Here is a 25089-nt window from a genome sequence, read left to right as displayed (position 1 = left end):
CCTCCACGCTAACCTCCCATCTGGCGTGCTGGCCAGAGGGCCTCCCCTGTTCTTGGGATGATCGCCGGGTGACGTCCCCCGGAAGCGCCCCCGAACCCCACGGCCCCGCATCAGGCAGCACGCAGAGTCATGCGCACGGCCACTCACACAGCCACGGCCCCGCCGCACCCGTGTCCAAGCACCTGCGCAAGGTCATCGCGGCCGTGGTGATCCCCTTCGCCACCGCTGTCCTGGTCGGCCTCGTGGCCTTCTGGCCGGGCGGAGCACCCGCCCACGAGCGCACCGGCGTCGGCTTCGACCGGCAGACCCAGGACGGGCGGGTGACGAAGGTCGTCGCGGTCGACTGCGCGGACGTCAACGCCTCACAGGTGCCGGCGACCGGCGACACCTCCACCGCCTCGGGCCGGGAGGCCGTCAACGAGCAGTCGGGCCGGTGCAAGAAGGCCACGGTCGAGGTGACGACCGGTGCGGACAAGGGCCGTACGTTCGTGGAGGTCGTCCAGCCCGATGCGCCGCGGCAACTGCACGACGGCCAGGGGGTGGTCGTGGCCTATGCGCCGGACGCGCCGCGGGATCTGCAGTACTCGGTGACCGATGTCGACCGCACGGTGCCGATGGCGTTGCTCGCGGGGATCTTCGCCCTCGCAGTGGTCGTGGTGGGCAGGCTGCGCGGGCTGATGGCGCTGATCGCGCTCGCCGTCTCCTTCGGTGTGCTGACCCTGTTCATCCTTCCGGCGATCCTGCAGGGTTCGAATCCACTGGTCGTCGCCGTGATCGGGGCGAGCGCCATCATGCTGATCGCGCTCTACACCTGTCACGGTCTGACGGCGCGCACCTCGGTGGCCGTGATCGGCACACTCATCTCGCTGCTGCTGATCGGGCTGCTGGGCTCCCTGTTCATCGGCTGGGCCGGCCTGTCCGGCAACACGGACGACAACACCGGCCTCATCCACGGGCTGTACCCGGAGATCGACATGAGCGGCCTGCTGTTGGCCGGTGTGATCATCGGTTCGCTCGGTGTGCTCGACGACGTGACCGTCACCCAGACATCGGCGGTCTGGGAACTGCACCAGGCCGACCCGACCATGGGCGTGCGCGGGCTCTACCGGGCGGGCATCCGGATCGGGCGCGACCACATCGCCTCGGTCGTCAACACGCTCGTGCTCGCCTACGCCGGCGCGGCGCTTCCCCTGTTGCTGCTCTTCTCGATCGCGCAGAGCAGCGTGGGCACGGTGGCCAACAGCGAACTGGTCGCGGAGGAGATCGTCCGGACGCTGGTCGGGTCGATCGGGCTGGTCGCCTCGGTGCCGGTGACGACGGTGCTCGCGGCCCTGGTGGTCTCCGCGGACCGCACGGGGCTCGGCGCGGAAGCCGGAGCTCCTGCACCCGCGCGGACCGGGAGGGGCCGACGCCGCAAGGCGTGAGCCGAGGCACCGTACGCACGGCCCCGGTCCGCCGGTGTTCGATGTTCAGCCGGGCCTTCCTGTTCAGCCGGCGTTCTGTTCCTTGGCGAGGATGCGGCCCAGCGCCTCTTCCAGATTCCCGTCGAAGTCACCCAGCGTGTGCTCCTGCCCCAGTGGCACCAGCTTGTCCGTCCGGTCGAGAAATGCCACAAGCGGTGCCGTGCCGGCCCTGAAGAGCGCACGGTCCGCGCCGACCTGAAGGCGGATGTGCACATCCGACAGACCTTCGGGCTCGGTCGGGCCGATGTGCACATCGCCGTCACCGCTGGGGCTGTTGAGCCCGTCGAGCAGCAGCTCGCGGCCGAATGCCCAGGTGACGGGGGCGTCGCCCGGCAGGTGGAAGGTCATCCGGATCGCGTACGGATCGCTGACCTCGTACCGGAGCTCCACAGGAATACGGAAGGAGAGCTCCTCGGAGACGAGGAAGCTCATCATGACCTCTGCTTGAACCGACTCGCGCATCGTTCAACCCCGCAGTAGATGAATCTGGCCAGGAATGATCCCCCATGGCCCTATTGACGCCATCGTGATGCACGCGATAGCAGATCACAAGGAGTGATTTTTCAGATACTGATAGAGAACACGAACGAGCGCAAGAGGGTGGTCACTTCACAGCGTAGTTGTTCGACTGCGGGGAGCAACCGTTCTTCTTGGTGCAAGGGGAGAGAAACAGCCATGGCCGCCACGGCCGACCCCACGGTGATCGGAATGGCCGCACAGACCGTTCCCATGGCGTACTCCTGCCGTTCGACGACGGGTTCCGTACGCTTCATCGATCTCAGTCGTTTCAGAAACGCCTGACGGTCCCTTACGGAGTAACGCGTCAGCGGCCGGACGGGGTGCCGGTCCAGATGGTCCTCGCGCGCCCGCTCGTCGAGCTGCCCCAGGAGGCACTGGCCGAGGGCGTGGGCATGCCCTGTCTCACGGAACGAGGCCCACTCGTGCACCGCGGGCACGGCAGGGGTATCGGCGACGGCGACCATCTCGATCTCGCCATCCTTGTACAGGGCGCAGTACACAGGGGCACCGATGACGTCCGCCCAGTGGGCGAGCGAGTCGACGATCACTCCGGGACGCGGAGTCGCCGGGCCCCCACCCAGCCGTTCGGCTGCGGCCCCGAACAGGAAGACGCCGTTCTCCCTGCGCAGATAACCCTCATGGGTCAGGGTCCGCAGCAGGTGGTAGGCGGTGGGAAGGGGAAGGCCGGCCTCCCTGGCGAGCTGCTTCGCCGGCGCCCCGTCCCGATGGGTGCCCACAGCCTCCATAAGTCTCAGCGCCCGCTGAACCGAACCGATCAACGTCGGGACAGCGGTACTCGATGCCGTGGTCACAGGTCACCCCCAGGCATGGTGACGGGCTGTCAGCCCTCCCGCGGAGGCCGCCCCCACGGGCCCGCCGCGAGCCTGGGGTCCGGAGACCGGACGGTCGCACAAACCACTGGGCAGGATGGTGACGGACCGTCATTTCCCAGCTGGCGGCAGCGGTACGCCACTGTATCGGCACACACAGTCACGGGAGAGGTTTCGTCCTGGACTTAGCTCAGCTGGGCTAATCAACGGGTGGGCCACCCGTCACGCGGCCCCCCGGCGCCGCGTGATCCGGCACGCCGCCCCGCCCGCGCTACCAGTCGCTGCGCTCGGACGAGGACATGAACTTCCGCACGACGAAGACCAGGCCGCCCACGAGGACGACGAAGACCAGCGCCTTGAACAGCAGGCCGATGACGAACCCGACCACGCTGGCGATGAGCCCGCCGAACACCACGATCGCGATGAGGGGCACCGCGACCCACTTCACCCACCAGGGCATCCCCGCGAAAATCTCCCGCACCGCCATCGCCGCTACCTCGTCTCTCTGAGTTCCTTGCTCCGATGCTAGAGGCGCGGGGGTGGCCGGCGGGGGCCCGGGATCCCTTGAAGTCCCCTGAACGATCCCCTAGGGAACGGCGGGGCCCGGGAGAGCTCCGGACCGGTGGAGTCCCCCGGGCGGTGCTCAGCCCTCCGGCGGGGAGAAGATCACCATGACCCGCAGGTCCTCGGTGACGTGGTGGAACTTGTGGGGCGTCCCCGCGGGTACGTAGACGACGCTCCCCCGCCCCACCTGCGTGGTCTCCATGCCGACCGTGATCGAGGCGCGCCCGCTGACGACGAAGTACACCTCGTCCTGCCCGTGCGGCTCCTGCGGATCGAGCGCCCCGGCGTCCAGGGCGTACAGGCCGACGGACATGTTGCGTTCCCGGATGAACTGCAGGTAGGCGCCTTCGTTGGCGGCGCGTTCCGCCTCCAGCTCGTCCAGTCTGAATGCCTTCATCGTCCGTCCGCCCTTCGCGCCCGTACCGCTCTGTCCCGACGGTGTCCGCCATCGATCATGTCTGCCACGATCAGACACATGAAGAATTTCGTAGTCAAGACGCTCGCCAACGCGGGTGCGCTGGCCGTGGCCATCTGGTTGCTCAACGACATCACGCTGACCGGTGACAACACCGGGCGCAAGGTACTCACGCTGATCGTTGTGGCTCTGCTCTTCGGCCTGGTGAACTTCGTCGTCAAGCCTGTCGTGAAGCTCCTCACGCTGCCCCTGTTCATCCTGACACTCGGGCTGATCACGCTCGTGGTCAACGCCCTGATGCTGATGCTCACCTCATGGCTGGCCGGCGTCGTCGATCTGAACTTCCACGTCGACGGCTTCTGGACCGCGGTCCTGGGCGGGCTGATCATCTCCGTCGTGTCCTGGGCGCTCAACGTCGTCCTCCCCGACGAGGACTGATCCGAACCGATCACACAGCGCGGCACGGACTGCTGGACACCGGCGAGACGAGGAGACGAGCATGAGCAACACGGGCGACGGGACACGCGCCGTACGGGCCGGCCTGCCCGAACCGGAGCAGTACGAGCCCACACTCCCCGGTCCGGTCTTCGCCGCGCACTTCCATCTGTCCGGCGAGCCGGTCGGCCCCTACACCTACGGCCGGGACACGAATCCGACCTGGACACACCTGGAGCGCGCCATCGGCGAGCTGGAGGCACCGGGGGAGGAGGCCGAGACCACGGTCTTCGCCTCCGGGATGGCCGCCGTCTCCGCCGTGCTGCTGTCCCAGGCGCGCACGGGTGACGCCGTGGTCCTGCCCGACGACGGCTATCAGGCGCTCCCCCTGGTGCGTGAGCAGTTGGAGGCCTACGGCGTCGAGGTGCGGACGGCACCGACCGGCGGCGACGCCCAGGCAGCGCTCCTCGACGGGGCGAAGCTGCTGTGGCTCGAGACGCCGTCCAACCCCGGGCTCGACGTCTGCGATGTGCGCAGACTCGCCGACGCCGCGCACGCCGCGGGCGTGCTGGTCGCGGTCGACAACACCCTGGCCACCCCTCTCGGTCAGCGTCCCCTCGACCTGGGGGCGGACTTCTCGGTCGCCAGCGACACCAAGGGCATGACGGGCCACGGAGACATCCTGCTCGGCCATGTGACCTGCCGGGACCCGGAGCTCGCCGCGGGAGTGCGACGCTGGCGCAAGGTGGCCGGCGCGATTCCGGGCCCCATGGAGGCCTGGCTCGCTCACCGTTCCCTGGCCACGCTGCAGCTCCGCATCGACCGCCAGTGCGGAACGGCGTCGATGCTCGCGAAGGCCCTGGCCGGGCGCACGGACGTGACGGGGCTGCGCTACCCCGGCCTCCCGGGTGACCCCTCGTACCCGGTCGCCGTGCGCCAGATGCGGCGCTTCGGCTCCGTGGTGTCCTTCGTGCTGGCGGACAAGGAGACCGCTGAGCGCTTCCTCGCGGCACTGCGGCTGGTCGACGACGCGACCAGCTTCGGCGGCCTGCGCTCCACCGCCGAGCGCCGGGCACGCTGGGGCGGGGATGCGGTGCCCGAGGGTTTCATCAGGTTCTCGGTCGGCGCCGAGGACCCCGAGGACCTGCTGGCGGACGTGGAACGCGCGCTGGACGAATCCGGGCGCTGACCGGCCGGCTCCTCCGGTCCTGGCAGGACCGGCCGGGACGGGCGTCCCCGTCCACCGAACCGGTCCTGCCCGGGACGGACGGTCCGAGCCTCCCCCCTCGTGGCTCGGACCGCCCCGGTTCTGCACCGAGAACCGTCTGTACAAGGCTAGTTGACTGTGCGTCAGTGTCCAATCACAGTAACGACAGCGACCTATCGACATATTTATGGTTGAGGTGGTTGCGGCCGGCGGTACGGGACGGCGCAGCGTCACGCGGATGTGGGAGGGACGGACCATGGACCTGGCTCTGTTGCGCACGTTCGTCACGGTGCACCGAGCCGGATCGTTCACCCGGGCCGCAGCCCTGCTCGGGGTGTCCCAGCCCGCCGTCACCTCGCAGATACGGGCGCTGGAGCGGCAGCTGGGCCGTCCACTCTTCCTGCGCAGGGCACGTGGGGTGACCCCGACCACCGTCGGCGACGAGCTCGCCCACCGGGCCGCCCCTCACCTCGACGCGCTGGTCGACATCGTCGAGGTGGGGCTCGACGACCGGTCGGGGGTACGGACGCTGCACCTGGCCGGGCCCCCCGAATTCACCTCCGTACGGGCGCTGCCCGCCCTCACCCCGCTGGTCTCCCAGGGACTCGCGCTGCGCAGCACCTTGGTCGCGAACGCCGAGGACACGCTGGAAGGGCTGGCGGCAGGACATCATGATCTGGCCATCACCACGGCTCGTCCACGCGGGGGTCTGCTGACGTCGACCACTCTCTGCGACGAGGAGCACATCCTGGTCGCCGCCCCGCGCTGGGCAGGGCGTCTGGGACCCGGGGCGCTGCGGCACAAGGGCTCCGTACTGCTGGAGCAGTTGCCGGTGGTCGAAGTGCACGAGAGCCTCCCCCTGGTATCCCGCTACTGGGCAACGGTGTTCGACAGCCGTCCGGCCGCGGCCGCCGCCGTGATCGCACCGGACCTCCGCGCGGTCCTCGAGTGCGCGGCAGCGGGTGCGGGCCTAGCCGTGCTGCCGCGCTATCTGTGCGAGAGCGCGCTGGAGCGGGGCGAGGTCGTGGCGCTGCTCGACCCGCCGGTACCCCCGCTCCGCACGTATTTCCTCGTCGCCAGAACCGGCACGCTCGGCCTCCCGCACATCGCGCGGGCGCACGAGTGGCTGGTGCGGGCTGCTGTGGACTGGTGACCGGTCGGCCGACAGGAGTTTCAGACCGGCTTTCCCGGGCCACGCTCTTGCCATGACCGAACGCCCCGTGGTCAAGCGCACGGCCCGCGCCGTCCTGCTCGACGGCGATGACCTCATCCTGATCAAGCGCACCAAGCCCGGTGTCGACCCGTACTGGCTCACGCCTGGTGGAGGGGTCGAGCCCGAGGACGCGACCGTCGTCGCCGCGCTGCACCGCGAGGTCGACGAGGAGCTCGGCGCCAAGGTCGTCGATGTCGTGCCCTGCTTCGTCGACACCGTCGAACACATCGCCGGCGGCGGCGTCAAAGGCGTGAAGGTACAGCACTTCTTCGTCTGCAGACTGGCGACGATGGACCTGTCGCGTCGGCATGGACCGGAGATCGACGAGCCCTGCGGGGAGTACGAGATCGTCCGGGTGCCCTTCAGCCGTGTGGGGATCGCAGCCGTCCATCTCGTCCCCCTGTCGCTGCGGCACTATCTGGACGCCAACATCGAGGGCGTACGGGCGATGCACGCTCCAGACCTGGGCTGAAGCCGGATCGCCGGCACGGTGCACGCGTCGGACCTGCGGTGCACGGCGGTCCGGGCACCAGTCCGCGGCCCCGGACACTTGCATGGCGAACGTGTTCTGCAGCAGGTCCCTGCGCCGTGCGTACGCCGAGGCCGGTAGCCGTGGATACTCCCGCCGTCGGATGACCGCGCTATCCGCGCTTGGCACCGTGTTTCACGTGAAACCACTCAAGCGTCCCGTTCGGCGAGGCATCCTCGTCACCCATGTAGCCGTGTCCGTGAGTTGGCTCGGCCTGACCGTGGGGCTGCTCGCCCTCGGCCTCGCCGCGTTCGTCACCGACGATGCCACCATGGCTCAGGCGGCCACCCGCGCCATGAAGGTATTCGGCGACTGGCTCGTGGTGCCGGTCGCCCTGTTGTCTCTCCTCAGCGGTCTGGTGCTGTCGCTGGGCACCCCGTGGGGCCTGGCCAGACACCGTTGGGTCTGGACGAAGTTCTGGCTCACCCTGGCCACCACCGGACTCTCCGTCTTCTCGCTCCGCCCAGGCATCAACGAGGCCGCGGCCCGGGGTACGACCGACATCGACCTGGTCGTCGCACCCTCGGTGGCCACGGCCACGTATCTCTTCATCACCGCGATATCGGTGCTGAAGCCGTGGGGACCGACTCGCCGGGGCCGGCGCCTGCGGAAGTCTCCGGAACGTGCGCGGACTCCAGCCGGCCGCGGGTGACCGACCGACGCTCGAGCGACCCGGAGAGGACGGCCAGGACCAGCGCGGACCCTGCCAGCGCTGCACCGACCCAGTTGGGCGCGGTGTAGCCGAGCCCGGCCGCGATGACGATCCCCCCGAGCCACGCCGAGAGCGCGTTGCCGAGATTGAATGCCCCGATGTTGACGGCCGAGGCAAGAGTGGGGGCCCCGGCGGCCTGGTCGAGCACACGCTTCTGCAGCGGCGGTACGGTCGCGAAGCCGAGTGCCCCGATGAGAACGATGGTCACCGCCGCAGTGACCTTGTTGTGCGCCGTCAGCGTGAACAGGGCCAGGACCACGGCGAGCGCCCCGAGCGAGATGTACAGCATCGGCATCAGGTGACGGTCCGCGAACTTGCCGCCGAGCAGATTCCCACCGACCATGCCGAGCCCGAAGAGGACGAGCAGCCAGGTGACGGACGACGTCGCATAGCCGGCGGTCTCCGTCATCATCGGAGTGATGTAGGTGATGGCCGCGAAGACGCCGCCGAACCCCAGAACCGTCATCGCCATGGCGAGCAGCACCTGCACGTTGCGGAAGGCGGCCAGCTCATGACGGATGCGCACGCCTTGGGGCTTCGGCTGCTCCGGGACCAGCTTGGCCACTCCGAGGAGACCCAGGACGCCGAGTCCCGCGACAACGAAGAACGTCACGCGCCAGCCGAGGTTCTGGCCGATGAAAGTCCCCAAGGGCACCCCGACGACGTTGGCGACGGTGAGCCCGGTGAACATCATGGCGATGGCACCAGCCTTCTTCTCCGGAGCTACCAGGTCAGCGGCGACGACCGATCCGATACCGAAGAAGGCCCCGTGGGCAAGCGAGGCGATCACTCGTCCGGCAAGCATCACACCGAGGACGGGGGCGAGTGCGGACACCACGTTCCCGACGATGAACAGCCCCATCAGGAGCATCAGCATCCGTTTCCTGGTCACCCGGGTGCCCAGGACAGTCATGAGCGGAGCCCCGAGAACCACACCCAAGGCGTAGCCCGTGACCAGAAAGCCGGCGGTCGGGATCGACACCTGGAAGTCCGCCGCGACGTCGGGGAGCAGTCCCATGATCACGAACTCTGTTGTTCCGATACCGAATGCCCCGATGGCGAGGGCGAGGAGCGCGAGCGGCATGGGTTCACCTTCCTGGGAGATTGCATCTGCGCCTTACAAGCGTCCACAATAATTGCACGCGCCGATTAATTGCAAGCGCGGGCTATTGCGCACGTGCCCTATCCTGGAGGCAAGCAGCTCCCGCACGGAGGAGAGACCATGACAGCGACTGATCCCGCACTGACGGCCCTCGCCCAGAGCTGGTGCGCCCTCTCCCTGCTCCACGGGAAGATCGAGGCCCGCATCGAACGGGCCCTGCAGTCCCACCACAGCCTCAGCGCCCGTGAGTTCTCCCTGCTCGACGTCCTGAGCCGCCAGCACAGCGGCACGGGCGGCCACCTGCAGATGAAGCAGGTGGCCGACGCCGTGGTGCTGAGCCAGAGCGCCACCACTCGGCTGGTCACCCGGCTCGAGGACCGTGGACTGCTCACGCGGTACCTGTGCGACACCGACCGGCGGGGCATCTACACGGACGTCACAGAAGCGGGCCTGACGCTACTGAGTGAGGCCAGGCCGACCAACGACACCGCGCTCCGCACCGCACTCGACGAGGCTGCCGAGAACCCGGAGCTCGCCCCGTTGGTCCGGACGGTCGAGGCGCTGAAGGTCCCGGCCTGAACCGGCCGGGCTTGCGTAGTCTGCTGATCATGAGCGATCTCGACGTACGTTCCGCGGCACTCGCCGACATCCCCGCCGTCGTGGCCATGCTCGCCGACGACCCGCTGGGTGCGCAGCGCGAGTCCCCGGACGACCTGCGCCCGTATCACGCCGCGTTCCGTCGGCTTGCCGACGACCCGAACCAGCATCTGGTCGTGGCTGTGCGCGAGGACCGCGTCGTGGGCACCCTCCAGCTCACGATCGTTCCCGGGCTGTCCCGGCGTGGCGCGACCCGCTCCGTCATCGAGGGTGTCCGCGTGCACGCCGATGAGCGCGGCAGTGGCCTGGGTACACAACTGATCCAGTGGGCCGTCGACGAGTCCAGGCGCCAGAACTGCCAGTTGGTGCAGCTGACGTCGGACGTCACCCGCACCGATGCGCGGCGCTTCTACGAACGGCTCGGCTTCTCCGCGAGCCATGTCGGGTTCAAACTCACTCTCTGAAACGTAGAGTCCCGGCAGACACCCGGGAGGTTCCCATGTACCGCATTGGCGACGAGCAGCGCAGGGCCAGGCTCGGCCGCCGGCACCTGCTGGCCCCTTCGGCGCAGGCAGGTTCCGTCGTCGCGGTGGCCGACGCGGTCGTCGCCCTGCACGCGACCGATGCCGCCACCGTGTACCTCTCCGCCTGTGCACGGCTGACCGATCCCCAGGTCGGAGCGGTGGAGCGGGCGCTCTACGAGGACATCTCGCTGGTGCGGCTGCTGGCCATGCGGAACACCTTGTTCACCATGTCCACGGACGTCGCACCCCTCGTCGACGCGTCGAACGCACGGGCCGTGGCGACCAAGGAACGCGCCAGGCTCCTCAAGCATCTACGGGAGGACGCCAACGGCCTGGACGAGCGGTGGCTCGCCGACGCCGAGCGGGAGACGCTCGCCGCGCTGACCGACCGGGGCCACGCCACGGGGAGCGAGCTCTCCGCTGCCGTCCCCGTTCTTCGCACAAAGATCACGGTCTTCCCCGGCACGAAGCAGGAGGCGGTACAGGGCATCGCCTCCCGGGTGATCCGTGTGCTGGCCGCCGACGGACGCATCCGGCGCGATCGCCCGCGGGGTTCCTGGACCTCCAGCCAGTTCCGCTGGACGGCCGCGGAACCCTGGCCGGCGTCGGATCCCGCCGACGCCCGGGCGGAGGTCGCCCGCCGGTGGCTCCACTCCTACGGCCCCGCGACCGAAGCCGACCTGAAGTGGTGGACGGGCTGGGGCGTGCGCGAGACGCGTGCGGCCCTGTCGTCCATCGGCGCCGAGGAGGTCCTGCTCGACAACGGCGCCGTCGGCCGCGTCACCTCCGGGGACCTCGCCACCGAGCCGCCCCCGGAGCCCTGGGCGGCTCTGCTGCCCGGTCTGGACCCGAGCGCGATGGGCTGGGCCGACCGCGGCTTCCATATGCCCAGCGGGCATCGTGCGTCACTTTTCGACCGCGCCGGCAACATCGGTCCGACCGTGTGGTGGAACGGTGGAATCGTCGGCGGCTGGGCCCAGCGCGGAGACGGCGAGGTGGTCTGGCGCCTGCTCTCCGACATCGGCCGGGACGCTTCACGGATCATCGAGGCGCAGGCCGCCCGGTTGTCGGCCTGGGTGGGCCCTGCCCGGATCACCCCGCGCTTCCGTACGCCCCTGGAACGCGAGCTGACGGCCTGACCCGTCCGTTCCCGGAGAGTGGGGGGCAGGCCACCTGGATCGGCGTCTCACGCTTCGTGTGTCACCCTTCGGCGTTTCACGTGAAACGCCGACCGTCTCTCCTCAGATGGCGAGCCCTCGCCAACCGCCTTCGTCGACACCCCCGGGAATGGCCGCACTCCGGTCGTACGGCTCCCGGGTAAAGACGAACGACCCCAGGTCGAGATGGTCCACCGTGCCGTCCGCAGAGCGCACGACCCGGAGCGTCTCCCCCGCGTAGTAACCGGCCAGGCCCGTCCAGGTCCCGTCAGGACGTGCTCGGAAACGTGCGGCGCGGCCCGCCCCCCTCAGCGGCTGCAGCTCGAACTCTCCGTCCGCGAGCAGCTTCAGACCGTAGACCAGCGTGCCCCAGTACCAGAGCCCGGTGAGCTCCAGCAGCTCCTCGTCGAAGTCGGGCAGCGGGCGCCAGGGCGCCGGGATCCTCGGCTCCGCGTCGGCGACGATCTGCACGAGGTCCGCTGCAACCGAACCGACCAGAGGGCCGGAGGTGGCGTTCGAGAGCACCACGGCCGCCACGTCGTCCTCGACACTGAACCAGAGCGTGGCCAGGAAGCCCGGGAGCGACCCCGAGTGGCCGAGGAGCGTACGGTCGCCTCGCCGTACGGCCTGGAGGCCGAGACCGTACGCTCCTGCCCAGTCACCTGCCTCGGCGGGTGCGGCGGGAGCCCTCATCTCCGCTGTCGACGAGACGCGCAGCACGCGTTCGTCCCCCTGAGCCAGGAAGGCCGCGAAGCGGAGCAGATCGGTGGTCGTCGACCAGAGCTGGCCGGCCGGCGCCATCAGCCCCAGGTCCTCGGCGGGCTCGGGCAACATGACATCGGCCCACGGGTGGACGGCCCAGCCCCCGGCGTGCGGGGCATGCGCCTGGAGGGTCGTACGATCCATCCCCAGGGGTTCCAGGATCTCGCGCCGCAGTACTTCGGCCCAGGAGTCGCCGCGCAACCTCTCCACGAGTGAACCGAGCAGGGTGTAGCCGGGGTTGGAGTAGTGGTGCCTGCGGCCGGACGGGTGGATCAATGGTTTCTCGCCCAGAACATCCGCCAGCTCCGGACGTGTACCACCCGGCGTCCTCTCCCACCATGGAGCAGGTGTCTCGGCCCCCAGGCCCCCACTGTGGCCCAGCAGCTGGAATACGGTCACCTGCCCGGCGTCCGTGCCCGGCAGGTGCTTCTCCAGAGGGTCGTCCAAGTCCAGCAACCCCTCGTCCCGCAGGCGCATCACCAGCACAGCGGTGAACGTCTTGGTGATGGAGCCGATCCTGAACTGCGTGTCGCCATCGGGCTCGTGACCGTCCACACAGCTGCGCGCACCGCTCCAGGCGATCCGTCCGTCCCGCTGGACCGCGGCGACGAGGGAGGGTGTCCGCCCTTCGGTCTGCGCGGTGGCGACGCGGTGCAACAGGGCGCGCCGGGTGGTGGGAAGCAGTACTTCGTCAGAGGTCATACCCAAGCATGACCCGCGCGTCCTCAGCCTGACGAACCATTTGCGCGGCCGCGGGTTCGTCGGCGAAATCGACTCGTCGCACGCATCGGACGCGCCCGGGGCAGCGCCAGCCTCATGCCTCTTACTGGGGCGAGCGCGCGCCGACCGGCGCCCTCTCAGCCCTGGCCGCCCGCATTGCCTGCCGCGTCGGGAAGCAGGGGGAACAACCGAGTGATGAGGGCAACCGGCCGAGCGTTCTCGGGACGGGCCAGGGGGCGTTGCTCCCGGTCCCGGTAGGGCGCGAGGGCCCGTCGGATCGCGTCCGCGACCCGGCTCATCTCTTCGGGCGTCAGGTAAGCGACTGCGCTGAAGGCTTCGTCGTGGCGCCATTCGGACGGCGCCTCGTCCCGCCGGGTCAGCCATCGATGCCAGCTCTCGTCCTCCAGTCCTCGGGCCAGGTCATCGAACTGCGCCTCCACGGGGCCGTCGGCAAGTGGGGCGGGCTGCTTCAGACGCCAGGGGCGCGCGCGGCCCCCGTTGTGGGGCGCTTCTTCGATGTGCCCGTGGCGTGCCAGCTGCCGCAGATGAAATGAGCAGAGACCAGAGCTGTAGCCCAGCCGGGAGGCGGCTTCGGTCGCCGTGACGGCGCCGACTTCGGCGAGCAGGCCCAGCAAGGCTGTCCGAACCTCATGCTCGCGCAGGTCTTCGCCTGTGCTGCGTGCCCGGCCCATCGGAGTATTGACGCCATCTTCAGTCACTTTGCAAAGTCTGCTACTTTGCAAAGGGCTTGGCAAGCAGTTCTTGCCGGAGCATCAGGCCGCAGTGACGTCCGGTGTCTGCGGTGCACACGACAGGGGAGACATCTGTGTCTGTTCACCACCGACGGCCCGGGCCCGTCGACCGACGCGTCCGTGTGCAGGGCCGGCCGACCGACGCCTGCCCAGCTCCGCCCACCGGGACGGGGCGGGGATCTGTGCGCCGGGTCACGGTGGTGGGTGAGGAGATCCTGAGCCGCTCCTGCCAGGAGGTGACCGCGTTCGGCTCCCCCGAGCTGGCGACTCTGATCGACGACATGTTCCTGACGATGTACGTCGCCGACGGTGCCGGCCTGGCTGCCAACCAAGTGGATGTCGACCTGCGCCTGTTCGTGTACGACTGCCCGGACGACTACGGGATCCGGCACGTCGGTCACATCATCAATCCGGTCCTGGACCTGCCCGACCCGGGTGACCGCCGACTCGTGGACGACTTCGAGGGGTGCCTGTCCGTGCCCGGCGCGGGCATGGCGGTCCCCCGCACCGATCACGCCGTCGTCCGCGGGCTCGACAAGGAGGGCGAGCCCCTCGTCATCGAGGGAACGGGCTACTTCGCACGGTGTCTGCAACACGAGTCCGATCACCTCTCCGGTCACACCTACCTCGACCGGCTCTCCGACAAGGAGCGCAAGGACGCCTTGCGGCAGATGGCAAAGCACAGTGAGGACGTCTTCGCCCGGCGCGCAGCCAAGGCCGCTGGCCTCGGGCGGTGAAGCCCTCCTGTGGTCCGCGAACCGTGGATGGTGATCACGAAGCTGCACAGGACCACGGCAGTGCGAATGTGCGGCAGCCTCTCACTCGGGTACTGCGGCCGGCTTCCACCGTTGCCCGTCGGCCAGTTGTGACAGGACTGCCGAGCTGGAATGCTCCCCGGGTGACCAACACAGGCACGGGACTTCTCCCGGCGTCCGACTTCGTTGATCGTTGATCTCCGAGCAGCGCTTCCGACGGGCAGTGCACGAAGGCGTCCACACGCTCACATGCCCAGCTGGTTCGGAATCTGGGACTGACCCTGACCAGGCATGACGAAGGGACACCTCCATCGATGCGCATCCTCCTGATCGGGCCGCCCGGAGCAGGCAAGGGCACGCAGGCAGTGCGCCTCGCCGCGCATCTGTCGATCCCGCACATCTCCGCCGGTGACCTGTTCCGCGAGCACATCGACCGGGGCACCGAGCTCGGGCAGAATGCCCGCTCGCACCTGCGCGACGGCCTTCTCGTACCGGACGAGGTCACGCTAGGGGTGATCAAGGAGCGCCTTGCCCGCCCGGACGCCGAGCGCGGATTCCTGCTGGACGGCTTCCCCCGCAACCCTGCACAGGCGAAGGCGCTGGACGGCATCCTGGCCGACTCGCAGTCGAGGCTGGACGCCGTGCTCGACCTGGAGATTCCCGAGGCACACGTGGTCGAGCGGGCCGTCGGACGGCGGCTGTGCCGCCGGAACCGCGAACACATCTTCCACGTCGACCACAGCCCGCCCGAACGAGCAGGCGTCTGCGACACCTGCGGCGGTGAGCTCCACCAACGCGATGACGACCGTGAGGCGACTGTTCGTAAGCGGCTGGAGGTCTATCGCAGGGAGACGGCGCCGGTCGTCGATCACTACCGGGCCCAGGGGCTGGTGACCGCGATCTCGGCCCTCGGCCACGTCCAGGAGGTCCTGGACCGCGCGCTGGCCGCGATCGGCCGGAACGGTGACGATGCCCGCCCCCGGTGAAGGGGGAGGGCGCGATCCGCTCTCACCCGTGGCACGGACGCCACGCACCCGCAGGGCGCGACGTCAGGTCTGTGCCATGTCCACGAAGCGGGAGTAGTGCCCCTGGAACGCCACGGTGATCGTCGCCGTCGGACCGTTACGGTGCTTGGCCACGATCAGGTCCGCCTCGCCCGCGCGCGGTGACTCCTTCTCGTACGCGTCCTCACGGTGGAGCAGGATCACCATGTCGGCGTCCTGCTCGATGGAACCGGACTCACGCAGGTCGGAGACCATGGGCTTCTTGTCCGTGCGCTGTTCGGGACCACGGTTCAGCTGGGAGAGGGCGATGACGGGGAGCTCGAGCTCCTTGGCGAGGAGCTTGAGGTTTCGGGACATGTCCGAGACCTCCTGCTGACGGCTCTCCGCCCGCTTGGCCCCGCCGGACTGCATCAGCTGCAGATAGTCGATGACGACGAGCTTGAGGTCGTTGCGCTGCTTGAGGCGGCGGCACTTCGCCCGGATCTCCATCATCGACAGGTTCGGCGAGTCGTCGATGTAGAGCGGAGCAGCCGACACGTCGGGCATCCGACGGGCAAGCCTCGTCCAGTCCTCGTCGGTCATGGTGCCGGAGCGCATGTGGTGGAGCGCCACCCGGGCCTCGGCGGACAGAAGACGCATCGCGATCTCGTTGCGCCCCATTTCCAGGGAGAAGATCACGCTCGGCAGATTGCTCTTGATCGAGCAGGCGCGGGCGAAGTCCAGGGCGAGAGTGGACTTACCCATGGCGGGGCGGGCGGCGATGACGATCATCTGCCCCGGGTGCAGCCCGTTGGTCAGGGAGTCGAGGTCCGTGAAACCGGTCGGCACACCGGTCATCTCACCGCTGCGGGAACCGATGGCCTCGATCTCGTCGAGAGCGCCTTCCATGATGTCGCCGAGCGGAAGGTAGTCCTCGCTGGTGCGCTGCTCCGTGACCGCGTAGATCTCGGCCTGCGCCGAGTTGACGATCTCGTCGACGTCGCCGTCGGCCGCATATCCCATCTGCGTGATCTTCGTGCCGGCCTCGACGAGACGCCGCAGCACCGCCCGCTCGTGGACGATCTCCGCGTAGTACGAAGCGTTGGCCGCGGTCGGCACGGACTGCACCAGCGTGTGCAGATACGGGGCTCCGCCGACCTTGGTGATCTCGCCGCGCTTGACGAGCTCCGCCGCCACCGTGATCGGGTCGGCCGGCTCACCCTTGGCATAGAGGTCGAGGATCGCCGTGTAGACGGTCTCGTGGGCGGGGCGGTAGAAGTCGTGCCCCTTGATGATCTCCACGACGTCGGCGATGGCGTCCTTGGAGAGGAGCATGCCACCCAGGACGGACTGCTCGGCGTCGAGATCCTGCGGAGGCACCCGCTCGAAGCCCGACGACCCGCCGTCCCAGCCGCTCTCCCGGCCCCGCTCGTGCTGCTCGTCGCGCCCCTTGCCCTCTCCGCGGCGCTGACGGGAAACGGGCAGACGGTCGCTGGGACCGACATCGGCCCAGGGGTCGTCCAAAGGCTCGGGAATGCTCACCGGGCCACCTCCTCCCGTCCGCTTCGCGGACCTAGCCGTGCCACTCTTTCTTACGGCACGGCACCGACAAACAAGACGCCCGACTCCGGTTCCGGCGCGTCAAGTTCTGCGGACTTCCAAGCCGGAACGGAGTGCGGGCGCCGCACCACGGTAGGCCGCTCCGCACCGTCAGCCAATCTGGTTATCCACAGGGCATGTGGACGACGGACCAGATGCTGTGGAGAACTCATCGGATCCTGTGCACGGACCGGGGGACAGCACTGTGGACAAACTCATACCGGCTCACCAAAGACTTCTCTGACCTGGTCTTTCTCGATCCACCGGCTGTGGGGGAGAAAAACTTTTGCCCTCAACGCAAGATCACCGGAATCGCCCTCCCGCCCCGCCCCGGAACTGCGGTCCAGTAAGGACCACAGGCACATTGCATCTCTTACCTGTGGAAGATTAGATTGTCCCCATGACCCAGGCGCCCACGGCCCAGCCGCCATCCCGTCGTCGGCACGACCGCGAGATCATCGCACTCGCCGTACCGGCCTTCGGCGCACTCGTTGCCGAGCCACTCTTCGTCATGGTCGACAGTGCGATCGTCGGACACCTCGGCACTCCGCAACTGGCCGGCCTGGCGGTTGCCGCGGCGCTGCTGACGACTGCGGTGAGCATCTTCGTCTTCCTCGCCTACGCCACCACAGCAGCCGTTGCCAGACAGGTGGGCGCAGGCGATCTGGCGTCCGCCATTCGTCAGGGAATGGACGGCATCTGGCTCGCTCTGCTGATCGGAGCTGCGGTGATCGCCCTGACGCTCCCCCTGGCACCGTGGCTGGTCGAGATCTTCGGCGCCTCCGACACCGCCAGCCCGTATGCCATCACCTACCTGCGGATCTCAAGTCTCGGCATCCCCGCGATGTTGGTGGTTCTGGCCGCGACGGGTGTCTTGCGCGGACTGCAGGACACCCGGACGCCGCTCTACGTCGCCATCGGGGGATTCGCAGCCAACGGTGCCCTGAATGCCGGGCTCGTTTACGGCGCCGGGCTAGGGATCGCAGGATCTGCCTGGGGGACCGTCATCGCCCAGATGGGCATGGCGCTGGCCTACCTGATCGTCGTGGTCCGTGGGGCACGACGTCACGGAGCATCGCTGCGCCCCGACGCCAAGGGCATTCGGGCGAGCGCTCAGGCAGGCGTCCCCCTGCTGATCCGTACGCTTTCGCTGAGAGCGGTCCTCATGATCGCGACAGCCGTCGCCGCCCGCCTGGGCGACACGGACATCGCCGCGCACCAGATCATCCTGTCTCTCTGGAGCCTCACAGCCTTTGCCCTCGACGCGATCGCCATCGCCGGACAAGCGATCATCGGCCGATACCTAGGGGCGAACGATGTGAAGGGCGCTCGCGAGGCGTGCCGGCGAATGGTTCAGTGGGGGATCGTCTCAGGCGTGATCCTCGGAGGCCTGATCATCCTCGCCAGGCCGCTCTTCATCCCGCTGTTCACCGGCGACACGTCCGTACAGGACACTCTGCTGCCTGCCCTTCTGGTCGTCGCACTCTCCCAGCCGATCTCCGGGGTGGTCTTCGTTCTCGACGGAGTCCTCATGGGAGCCGGGGACGGGCGCTACCTCGCTTGGGCCATGGTCCTCACCTTGGCCGTCTTCGCCCCGGCCGCTCTCCTGGTCCCCCACTTCGGCGGGGGTCTCACCGCTCTCTGGGGGGCGATGACACTGATGATGACCGTCCGACTGGTGACCCTGTGGCTGCGTACGCGGTCCGGCCGATGGATCGTGACGGGAGCCACGCGCTGAACCGCGAGCATCTGACATCCACCGGGCCGCCCGGTTTCACGTGAAACGACGAAGGGCCGCACCCAGGGGTGCGGCCCTTCACCTAGCTCTGCTGAGCTGCGCCCTTAGGCAGCAACGACCTCGATACCGAGCTTCGCGGCAACCTCAGGGTGCAGACGGACGGATACCTGGTATCCGCCCAGCGTCTTGATCGGCGAGCCGAGCTCGACGCGACGCTTGTCGACGTCCGGACCACCGGCGGACTTGATCGCCGAGGCGATGTCAGCCGGGGTGACGGAGCCGAAGAGGCGGCCGGCGTCGCCGGAGCGAACAGCCAGACGCACCTTGACGGCCTCGAGCTTGGCCTTGATCTCGTTGGCCTGCTCGATCGTCGAGATCTCGTGGATCTTGCGGGCGCGGCGGATCTGCGCCACGTCCTTCTCGCCGCCCTTGGTCCAGCGAATGGCGAAGCCACGCGGAACCAGGTAGTTACGGGCGTACCCGTCCTTGACGTCCACGACGTCGCCGGCAGCACCGAGGCCAGTGACCTCGTGGGTGAGGATGATCTTCATGATTCGGTCACCCTTCCCTTATCGCGCGGTGGACGTGTAGGGCAGCAGCGCCATCTCACGGCTGTTCTTGACTGCCGTGGCGACGTCACGCTGGTGCTGCGTGCAGTTGCCGGTGACGCGGCGGGCACGGATCTTGCCGCGGTCGGAAATGAACTTCCGCAGCATGTTCGTGTCCTTGTAGTCCACGTACTGGGTCTTGTCCTTGCAGAACGCGCAGACCTTCTTCTTAGGCTTGCGCACAGGCGGCTTCGCCATGGTGTTTCTCCTGTGTGATCAAGAAGTGGGGTACGAGCAGCCCTAGAAGGGCGGCTCGTCCGAGTAGCCGCCGCCGGAAGACGAACCGCCGGAGCCGCCGGAGCTTCCGCCCCAGCTGCCCCCGCCGCCCTGCTGGCCCCCGCCCTGCTGGCCGCCGGCCGGAGCGTTGGTGGCCCACGGGTCGTCGGCGGGAGCACCGCCGCCGCCCTGCTGGCCGCCGCCACCGGGACCGCCGCCCCAGTTGCCGCCGCCCTGCTGGCCACCGCCGTATCCACCCTGGCCGCCGCCCTGGCCACCGCGACCCGTGGTCTTGGTGACCTTGGCCGTGGCGCTCTTCAAGCTGGGGCCGACTTCCTCGACATCCAGCTCGTAGACCGTGCGCTTGACGCCCTCACGGTCCTCGTAGGACCGCTGCTTCAGCCGGCCCTGCACGACGACGCGCATGCCTCGCTGGAGCGACTCCGCGACGTTCTCCGCCGCCTGACGCCAGACCGAGCAGGTGAGGAACAGGCCTTCGCCGTCCTTCCACTCATTGGTCTGCCGGTCGAAGATGCGGGGAGTGGACGCGACACGGAACTTCGCGACCGCCGCACCGGACGGGGTGAAGCGCAGCTCGGGGTCGTCGACGAGATTGCCGACGACCGTGATGACGGTCTCGCCTGCCATGGGTGAACCTCTCGGCGGGGATTGCTTCTGGCTGCTTGCTACTCGAACCCGATGACCGCTGAGCTAGAAGCTCAGTGGGTCTCGGGACGGAGGACCTTGGTCCGGAGGACCGACTCGTTCAGGTTCATCTGTCGGTCGAGCTCCTTGACGACCGCAGGCTCGGCCTGCAGGTCGATGACCGAGTAGATGCCCTCAGGCTTCTTCTTGATCTCGTAAGAGAGACGACGACGGCCCCAGGTGTCGACCTTCTCAACCTTTCCATCGCCCTCACGGACGACGGAGAGGAAGTTCTCGATCAGCGGGGAGACTGCTCGCTCCTCGAGATCGGGGTCGAGGATGACCATCACCTCGTAGTGACGCATGTGGAACCCACCTCCTTTGGACTCAGCGGCCACGGTCGTTCCGTGGCAGGAGGGTCGTGATGCGTAAAGCAACAGTGTCTCCGACTAAAACAGCCGCCACTGACAACGCCCGTCTTCCAGAGTCGAGGGGGGCTGCAGTGCTGGCTCGAGGCAGACACCGGTGCAGACCGTCCAGAGTACCCGCAGACCGGCTTCCGGTTGAAATCCGGTGTTCAGCGCGCACAATCGAGACAGATGCGGTGTGAGAGGCGCTACATTGCACCGCCCGTCAGCCAGGAGGTACTCCATGGCACAGACAGTCCGCCCTGCCGGCAGCCGACCGGCCCCCAGCCGGATGGCCAATGCCCGGCCGGCCACCGGATCCCTCTTCGCCACGGACGGCAGGCCGCATCCGCTCCAGGAAGCGCTGATGGTGGTGACCGGGGTCCTCGGCGTCCTCGCGTTCGTGACGGCGATGTTCCACAACCTGCACCTGATCAGCTCGTGGGCCGGGCTGATCGGCATCCTGACCGGCGCTTACGGCCAGTACATCTCCAGGACCACGTGGCAGCGGTTCGGTCTGATCATGGGGCTCGGCGCATCCGCCGTCGGCTTCTTCCTCGGTATGGCGCACGGCGGCCTCTTCGGCGGCGTCGTCACCTGACCGGCAGAGCGGTGGCCGGCGAGGCCGACCACCCCACGCGGTGCGCAGCAAGGCGATCCCACGCGGGTGGCGCTCGGAACGGTCCGGACGGGCCAGACCGGGCGCCCCTCGGTCACAGTAGGCTTCGGCGCGAGAGCCGGAGCCCCTGACCGATGGGGACACACCTGCCGAGGAGCGCCCCGCATGAGCCTGACCCTGAGGACCATCAGCCGAGAACAGCATCTGGCGTACATCCAGAGCCTGCCCTCGGCCAGTCACTGCCAGGTCCCGGCGTGGGCTGACGTGAAAACCGAATGGCGCTCGGAGAACCTGGGATGGTTCGACAAGAACGGCGAGATGGTGGGCGCCGGACTGGTGCTGTACCGCCAGCTGCCCAAGATCAAGCGCTACCTCGCCTACCTCCCCGAGGGCCCGGTCATCAACTGGTACGCCCCGAATCTGGACGAGTGGCTCCAGCCCATGCTCGCCCACCTGAAGCAGCAGGGCGCCTTCTCCGTGAAGATGGGCCCGCCCGTCGTCATCCGCCGCTGGGACTCGGCCGCCATCAAGTCGGGCATCCAGGACCCCGACGTGAAGCGGCTGCGTGACGTCGAGGCAAGCCACATCGAGCCCCGCGCCTTCGAGGTCTCCGACCGGCTGCGCAAGATGGGCTGGCAGCAGGGCGAGGACGGCGGCGCCGGTTTCGGCGACGTGCAGCCCCGTTACGTCTTCCAGGTCCCGCTGGCCAACCGCTCTCTCGAGGACGTGCTCAAGGGCTTCAACCAGCTCTGGCGCCGCAACATCAAGAAGGCCGACAAGGCCGGCGTCGAGGTGGTCCAGGGCGGCTACGAGGACCTCGCCGAGTGGCAGCGGCTCTACGAGATCACCGCCGTGCGTGACCACTTCAGGCCCCGCCCGCTCTCGTACTTCCAGCGCATGTGGTCGGTGCTCAACTCCGAGGACCCCAACCGCATGCGGCTGTACTTCGCCCGACACAACGGGGTGAACCTGTCGGCCGCCACGATGCTCGTCGTCGGTGGGCACGTCTGGTACTCCTACGGCGCCTCGGACAACATCGGGCGCGAGGTCCGTCCCTCCAACGCCATGCAGTGGCGGATGCTCCGCGACTCGTACGCGATGGGCGCGACCGTCTACGACCTGCGCGGCATCAGCGACTCGCTGGACGAGACGGACCACCTCTTCGGGCTGATCCAGTTCAAGGTCGGCACCGGCGGCGAAGCCGTCGAATACGTCGGTGAATGGGACTTCCCCCTCAACAAGCTGCTGCACAAGGCACTGGATATGTACATGTCCCGTCGCTGACCGCACCCCGACCCCCGTCCCCCAGTGTTTCTCTTCTCTCTCACTTACACCGCAGCCACCAGAAAGGTTCCGGGCCGGCCATGGCGCTCTCCCTCTACGTCGACACCGCGCGCTGGCGGGCGCACCAGAAGTCCGTGCTGGACCAGTTCCCCGAGCTCGTCCCCGTCTGCAAGGGCAATGGGTACGGCTTCGGACATGAGCGGCTGGCCGACGAGGCGATCCGTTTCGGCTCCGACACGCTGGCCGTAGGGACCACGTACGAGGCCGCGCGCATCAAGGACTGGTTCAGCGGCGACCTGCTGGTGCTCACGCCCTTCCGCCGCGGCGAGGAGCCGGTGCCGCTGCCCGACCGCGTCATCCGCTCCGTCTCCTCCGTGGACGGTGTCCACGCCCTGGTGGGCGCACGTGTGGTCATCGAGTGCATGAGCTCGATGAAGCGCCACGGCGTGAAGGAGGAGGAGCTCGGCCAGCTGCACGCGGCCATCGAGGACGTGCGCCTCGAAGGCTTCGCGCTGCATCTGCCGCTCGACCGTACGGACGGGTCTGACGCGGTCGAGGAGGTCATCTCCTGGATGGACCGGCTGCGTGCCGCCCGGCTGCCCCTGCACACGATGTTCGTCAGCCATCTGCGGGCCGAGGAACTGGCCCGCCTGCGGCAGCAGTTCCCGCAGACCCGTTTCCGGGCGCGCATAGGCACGCGGCTCTGGCTGGGCGACCACGAGGCGACGGAGTACCGCGGTGCGGTGCTCGACGTCACGCGTGTCGTCAAGGGCGACCGGTTCGGCTACCGCCAGCAGAAGGCCGCGTCCGACGGCTGGCTCGTGGTCGTCGCCGGCGGGACCTCCCACGGTGTCGGCCTGGAGGCGCCGAAGGCCCTGCACGGCGTGATGCCCCGAGCCAAGGGGGTCGCACGCGCCGGACTGGCCACGGTCAACCGCAACCTGTCGCCGTTCGTCTGGGCGGGCAAGCAGCGCTGGTTCGCCGAGCCTCCGCACATGCAGGTGTCGATCCTCTTCGTGCCCTCGGACGCCCAGGAGCCGAAGGTCGGCGACGAACTGGTGGCCCATCTGCGGCACACGACCACCCAGTTCGACCGCCTCGTGGACCGGTAGTCCCGGCCCTCTCAGTCCGAGGCCGCTGTGCGCGCCGTCCCCCACTCCACCCGCGGTCCCTCGACCGCGGGTGCCGTGTGCCGGGACGGATGAGGCTGCACCCGCATCAGTGGCACCCGGTCCGGCGCCCCGTCGAGCACCCCGCCCGACGGATCGTCGGAACCGTCCTGCCGTACGGGGTCCCGCTCCGGCCTCAGGATGTCCCTGACGATCACGGCGCACATGTAGAGCGTTCCCAGCAGGTGCAGGGCGACCGCGACCTGGTAGCCGTCCTGCGGCAGCCCCTGGTGCTTGTCTCCGCTCGTCGTGTAGGCGAGGTAGAGCCAGATCCCCAGGAAGTACATGACCTCGCAGGCCTGCCAGACGAGGAAGTCCCGCCAGCGGGGCCTGGCCAGGGCGGCCAGCGGGATCAGCCAGAGCACGTACTGCGGTGAGTAGACCTTGTTCGTCAGGATGAAGGCGGCCACCACGAGGAACGCCAGCTGAGCGAAGCGTGGCCGGTGCCGGGCGGTCAGTGCCAGCCCGGCGATCCCCGCGCACAGCACGATCATCAACAGCACCGAGGCCGTGTTCACCGTCGCCACGTCGATGGGCCGTCCGGTGCGCTGGGTGATGACCAGCCAGAACGAGCCGTAGTCGATCTGGCGCTCCCGGCTGAACGTGTAGAACTTCTTCCAGCCCTCCGGGGCGTACGCCATCACCGGAAGGTTCACCAGCAGCCAGGCAGCAGCCGCCCCGAGGACGGCCATTCCGTACTCCCGCCATTTCCCGGCCCGCCAGCACAGCACCAGCAGGGGCCCGAGGAGCAGCACGGGGTAGAGCTTGGCAGCGGTCGCCAGGCCGAGGAGAATACCGAACGCGAGGTTCCTGCCGCGGGACCACATGAGCATCGCCGCGGCCGTCAGCGCGACGGCGAGCAGATCCCAGTTGATGGTCGCGGTGAGCGCGAGGGCCGGGGCGAGCGCGACCAGCAGGCCGTCCCAGGGGCGGCGCCGGTGCGTGCGGGCGACACACACCGCGAGGATGACGGCGCAGACCATGAGCATGCCCGCGTTGACCATCCAGTACATCTGCTCGCGCTGCTGCACGGGGTCCGAGGAAGGGGTCAGTGTCAGCCAGGACGCGACCTGCATGAACAGGCCGGTCAGGACGGGGTACTCGAGGTACGCCATGTCGCCGCCGAGCCGGTCGGCGTACGGCACGAGGCCGTCGGCGAAGCCGCGGCCGACGTAGAGGTGCGGGATGTCGGAGTAGCACGCGTGCGTGTACTGCGAGCTGGCACCGCGGAACCACGCCCAGTCGTAGCAGGGGACCTTCTGCACCATGCCGAGCGCGAACATCCCGATCGCCACGAGGACGATGACGCGGACCGGTGTGAGCGGGCCCGATCCGAACCGTGCCCGACGGCCCGCGGGACCGCCGATCAGCTCGCTGCCCGCCGCGGCGATCTCGTCCTGTCGCGTCGGCGGTACGACGGACGGCTCCTGGTGCACGCTCGTGTCTTCTGCGCTTGGCATGCCGCACATCCTGCCGTACGGCGCTGTGTGCGGGCGTGGCACACGTCCGCACACATGACGAGGGCCGCCGCACCCGGCAGGTGCGGCGGCCCTCGTCATGTGTCC

At 68.5% G+C, this 25089-nt stretch carries 28 protein-coding genes; 15 read left to right on the top strand and 13 right to left on the bottom strand.

Going from position 1 to position 25089, the window contains the following annotated elements; translation table 11 throughout:
• The first annotated feature begins 68 nt into the window (after positions 1 to 68).
• A complete protein-coding gene (locus ACFUNE_RS17740) occupies positions 69 to 1424 on the top strand; it encodes a YibE/F family protein (RefSeq protein ID WP_383568185.1) in 1356 nt (451 codons plus the stop codon).
• 63 nt (positions 1425 to 1487) lie between these two features.
• Here ACFUNE_RS17740 and ACFUNE_RS17735 read toward each other — a convergent pair whose 3' ends face one another.
• From ACFUNE_RS17735 to ACFUNE_RS17720, 4 genes are all read right to left on the bottom strand, one after another.
• A complete protein-coding gene (locus tag ACFUNE_RS17735; protein WP_073750747.1) occupies positions 1488 to 1925 on the bottom strand; it encodes an SsgA family sporulation/cell division regulator in 438 nt (145 codons plus the stop codon).
• Between the two features lie 101 nt (positions 1926 to 2026).
• Complete coding sequence (locus ACFUNE_RS17730; protein WP_383568181.1) at positions 2027 to 2794, bottom strand: IclR family transcriptional regulator; 768 nt, start codon at positions 2792 to 2794, stop codon at positions 2027 to 2029.
• Between the two features lie 289 nt (positions 2795 to 3083).
• Complete coding sequence (locus ACFUNE_RS17725) at positions 3084 to 3293, bottom strand: DUF5326 family protein (RefSeq protein WP_383568667.1); 210 nt, start codon at positions 3291 to 3293, stop codon at positions 3084 to 3086.
• A 162-nt stretch (positions 3294 to 3455) separates the two neighbouring features.
• Entirely contained in the window at positions 3456 to 3773 is a 318-nt protein-coding gene (locus ACFUNE_RS17720; protein ID WP_383568178.1) for a cupin domain-containing protein, read from the bottom strand.
• A 78-nt stretch (positions 3774 to 3851) separates the two neighbouring features.
• Here ACFUNE_RS17720 and ACFUNE_RS17715 point away from each other — a divergent pair, with 78 nt between their 5' ends.
• The 5 genes from ACFUNE_RS17715 (at position 3852) to ACFUNE_RS17695 (ending at position 7827) form a co-directional block, all read left to right on the top strand.
• Positions 3852 to 4229: a phage holin family protein gene (locus ACFUNE_RS17715; RefSeq protein ID WP_383568175.1), complete on the top strand. Its 378-nt coding sequence runs from the start codon at positions 3852 to 3854 to the stop codon at positions 4227 to 4229.
• A 61-nt stretch (positions 4230 to 4290) separates the two neighbouring features.
• Complete coding sequence (locus tag ACFUNE_RS17710) at positions 4291 to 5415, top strand: cystathionine gamma-lyase (RefSeq protein ID WP_383568172.1); 1125 nt, start codon at positions 4291 to 4293, stop codon at positions 5413 to 5415.
• Positions 5416 to 5689: 274 nt separating this feature from the next.
• The gene (locus ACFUNE_RS17705) at positions 5690 to 6586 is read left to right on the top strand and encodes a LysR family transcriptional regulator (protein ID WP_383568664.1); all 897 of its coding nucleotides are present in this window, start codon (positions 5690 to 5692) and stop codon (positions 6584 to 6586) included.
• Positions 6587 to 6638: 52 nt separating this feature from the next.
• On the top strand, positions 6639 to 7118 hold the full coding sequence (locus tag ACFUNE_RS17700; protein ID WP_383568169.1) for an NUDIX domain-containing protein: 480 nt from the start codon (positions 6639 to 6641) through the stop codon (positions 7116 to 7118).
• A 196-nt stretch (positions 7119 to 7314) separates the two neighbouring features.
• Positions 7315 to 7827: a DUF2269 domain-containing protein gene (locus ACFUNE_RS17695; protein ID WP_383568166.1), complete on the top strand. Its 513-nt coding sequence runs from the start codon at positions 7315 to 7317 to the stop codon at positions 7825 to 7827.
• On the opposite strand, the gene ACFUNE_RS17690 is transcribed toward ACFUNE_RS17695, so the two are convergent.
• The gene (locus ACFUNE_RS17690) at positions 7727 to 8971 is read right to left on the bottom strand and encodes an MFS transporter (protein WP_383568163.1); all 1245 of its coding nucleotides are present in this window, start codon (positions 8969 to 8971) and stop codon (positions 7727 to 7729) included. The two genes, ACFUNE_RS17695 and ACFUNE_RS17690, sit on opposite strands and share 101 nt — an antisense overlap.
• Before the next feature lie 138 nt (positions 8972 to 9109).
• Here ACFUNE_RS17690 and ACFUNE_RS17685 point away from each other — a divergent pair, with 138 nt between their 5' ends.
• Genes ACFUNE_RS17685 through ACFUNE_RS17675 form a run of 3 tightly spaced genes read left to right on the top strand, consistent with a single transcriptional unit; the run spans position 9110 to position 11249 of the window.
• Positions 9110 to 9568, top strand: coding sequence for a MarR family winged helix-turn-helix transcriptional regulator (locus ACFUNE_RS17685; protein WP_383568160.1), 459 nt, complete (start codon positions 9110 to 9112; stop codon positions 9566 to 9568).
• A gap of 29 nt (positions 9569 to 9597) precedes the next feature.
• Positions 9598 to 10050 (top strand): GNAT family N-acetyltransferase, encoded by a 453-nt coding sequence (locus ACFUNE_RS17680; RefSeq protein WP_383568157.1) that lies wholly within the window; start codon positions 9598 to 9600, stop codon positions 10048 to 10050.
• A gap of 35 nt (positions 10051 to 10085) precedes the next feature.
• The gene (locus ACFUNE_RS17675; RefSeq protein WP_383568154.1) at positions 10086 to 11249 is read left to right on the top strand and encodes a winged helix DNA-binding domain-containing protein; all 1164 of its coding nucleotides are present in this window, start codon (positions 10086 to 10088) and stop codon (positions 11247 to 11249) included.
• Positions 11250 to 11351: 102 nt separating this feature from the next.
• On the opposite strand, the gene ACFUNE_RS17670 is transcribed toward ACFUNE_RS17675, so the two are convergent.
• Both ACFUNE_RS17670 and ACFUNE_RS17665 read right to left on the bottom strand, forming a co-directional pair.
• The gene (locus ACFUNE_RS17670) at positions 11352 to 12731 is read right to left on the bottom strand and encodes a serine hydrolase domain-containing protein (protein ID WP_383568151.1); all 1380 of its coding nucleotides are present in this window, start codon (positions 12729 to 12731) and stop codon (positions 11352 to 11354) included.
• A gap of 155 nt (positions 12732 to 12886) precedes the next feature.
• Complete coding sequence (locus ACFUNE_RS17665; protein ID WP_383568148.1) at positions 12887 to 13468, bottom strand: helix-turn-helix domain-containing protein; 582 nt, start codon at positions 13466 to 13468, stop codon at positions 12887 to 12889.
• 107 nt (positions 13469 to 13575) lie between these two features.
• Here ACFUNE_RS17665 and def point away from each other — a divergent pair, with 107 nt between their 5' ends.
• Both def and ACFUNE_RS17655 read left to right on the top strand, forming a co-directional pair.
• Complete coding sequence (gene def, locus ACFUNE_RS17660) at positions 13576 to 14238, top strand: peptide deformylase (RefSeq protein ID WP_383568145.1); 663 nt, start codon at positions 13576 to 13578, stop codon at positions 14236 to 14238.
• A 332-nt stretch (positions 14239 to 14570) separates the two neighbouring features.
• Positions 14571 to 15242, top strand: coding sequence for an adenylate kinase (locus ACFUNE_RS17655; protein WP_383568142.1), 672 nt, complete (start codon positions 14571 to 14573; stop codon positions 15240 to 15242).
• A 63-nt stretch (positions 15243 to 15305) separates the two neighbouring features.
• Here the strand turns inward: ACFUNE_RS17655 and dnaB are convergent, their stop codons facing one another.
• Positions 15306 to 16763: a replicative DNA helicase gene (gene dnaB, locus ACFUNE_RS17650; RefSeq protein WP_181011555.1), complete on the bottom strand. Its 1458-nt coding sequence runs from the start codon at positions 16761 to 16763 to the stop codon at positions 15306 to 15308.
• A 475-nt stretch (positions 16764 to 17238) separates the two neighbouring features.
• On the opposite strand from dnaB, the gene ACFUNE_RS17645 reads away from it, so the two are divergent.
• Positions 17239 to 18576, top strand: a complete 1338-nt coding sequence (locus tag ACFUNE_RS17645) for an MATE family efflux transporter (protein WP_383568139.1) — start codon at positions 17239 to 17241, stop codon at positions 18574 to 18576.
• A 104-nt stretch (positions 18577 to 18680) separates the two neighbouring features.
• Here the strand turns inward: ACFUNE_RS17645 and rplI are convergent, their stop codons facing one another.
• The 4 genes from rplI to rpsF all read right to left on the bottom strand — a co-directional run bounded on the left by rplI (position 18681) and on the right by rpsF (position 20410).
• Positions 18681 to 19127, bottom strand: coding sequence for a 50S ribosomal protein L9 (rplI, locus tag ACFUNE_RS17640; protein ID WP_383568137.1), 447 nt, complete (start codon positions 19125 to 19127; stop codon positions 18681 to 18683).
• A gap of 18 nt (positions 19128 to 19145) precedes the next feature.
• Positions 19146 to 19382 (bottom strand): 30S ribosomal protein S18, encoded by a 237-nt coding sequence (rpsR, locus tag ACFUNE_RS17635; protein ID WP_003967857.1) that lies wholly within the window; start codon positions 19380 to 19382, stop codon positions 19146 to 19148.
• A 42-nt stretch (positions 19383 to 19424) separates the two neighbouring features.
• The gene (locus tag ACFUNE_RS17630) at positions 19425 to 20048 is read right to left on the bottom strand and encodes a single-stranded DNA-binding protein (RefSeq protein ID WP_383568134.1); all 624 of its coding nucleotides are present in this window, start codon (positions 20046 to 20048) and stop codon (positions 19425 to 19427) included.
• Between the two features lie 71 nt (positions 20049 to 20119).
• Positions 20120 to 20410 carry a 30S ribosomal protein S6 gene (gene rpsF, locus ACFUNE_RS17625; RefSeq protein ID WP_104787430.1) on the bottom strand — a complete coding sequence of 97 codons (291 nt, stop codon included), beginning with the start codon at positions 20408 to 20410 and terminating at the stop codon, positions 20120 to 20122.
• 286 nt (positions 20411 to 20696) lie between these two features.
• On the opposite strand from rpsF, the gene ACFUNE_RS17620 reads away from it, so the two are divergent.
• From ACFUNE_RS17620 to ACFUNE_RS17610, 3 genes are all read left to right on the top strand, one after another.
• Positions 20697 to 21053 carry a hypothetical protein gene (locus ACFUNE_RS17620; RefSeq protein ID WP_383568131.1) on the top strand — a complete coding sequence of 119 codons (357 nt, stop codon included), beginning with the start codon at positions 20697 to 20699 and terminating at the stop codon, positions 21051 to 21053.
• Between the two features lie 183 nt (positions 21054 to 21236).
• Positions 21237 to 22355, top strand: coding sequence for a peptidoglycan bridge formation glycyltransferase FemA/FemB family protein (locus ACFUNE_RS17615; RefSeq protein ID WP_033296787.1), 1119 nt, complete (start codon positions 21237 to 21239; stop codon positions 22353 to 22355).
• Positions 22356 to 22435: 80 nt separating this feature from the next.
• Complete coding sequence (locus tag ACFUNE_RS17610) at positions 22436 to 23467, top strand: alanine racemase (RefSeq protein WP_383568127.1); 1032 nt, start codon at positions 22436 to 22438, stop codon at positions 23465 to 23467.
• Between the two features lie 11 nt (positions 23468 to 23478).
• Here the strand turns inward: ACFUNE_RS17610 and ACFUNE_RS17605 are convergent, their stop codons facing one another.
• Positions 23479 to 24984, bottom strand: coding sequence for a glycosyltransferase family 87 protein (locus ACFUNE_RS17605; protein WP_383568125.1), 1506 nt, complete (start codon positions 24982 to 24984; stop codon positions 23479 to 23481).
• Positions 24985 to 25089 lie beyond the last annotated feature (105 nt).

Source organism: Streptomyces sp. NPDC057287 (genome assembly GCF_042667905.1).
Taxonomy (GTDB): Bacteria; Actinomycetota; Actinomycetes; order Streptomycetales; family Streptomycetaceae; genus Streptomyces.
Note: the sequence above shows the minus strand (reverse complement) of the source record. Positions and strands in the feature narration are given on the sequence as shown.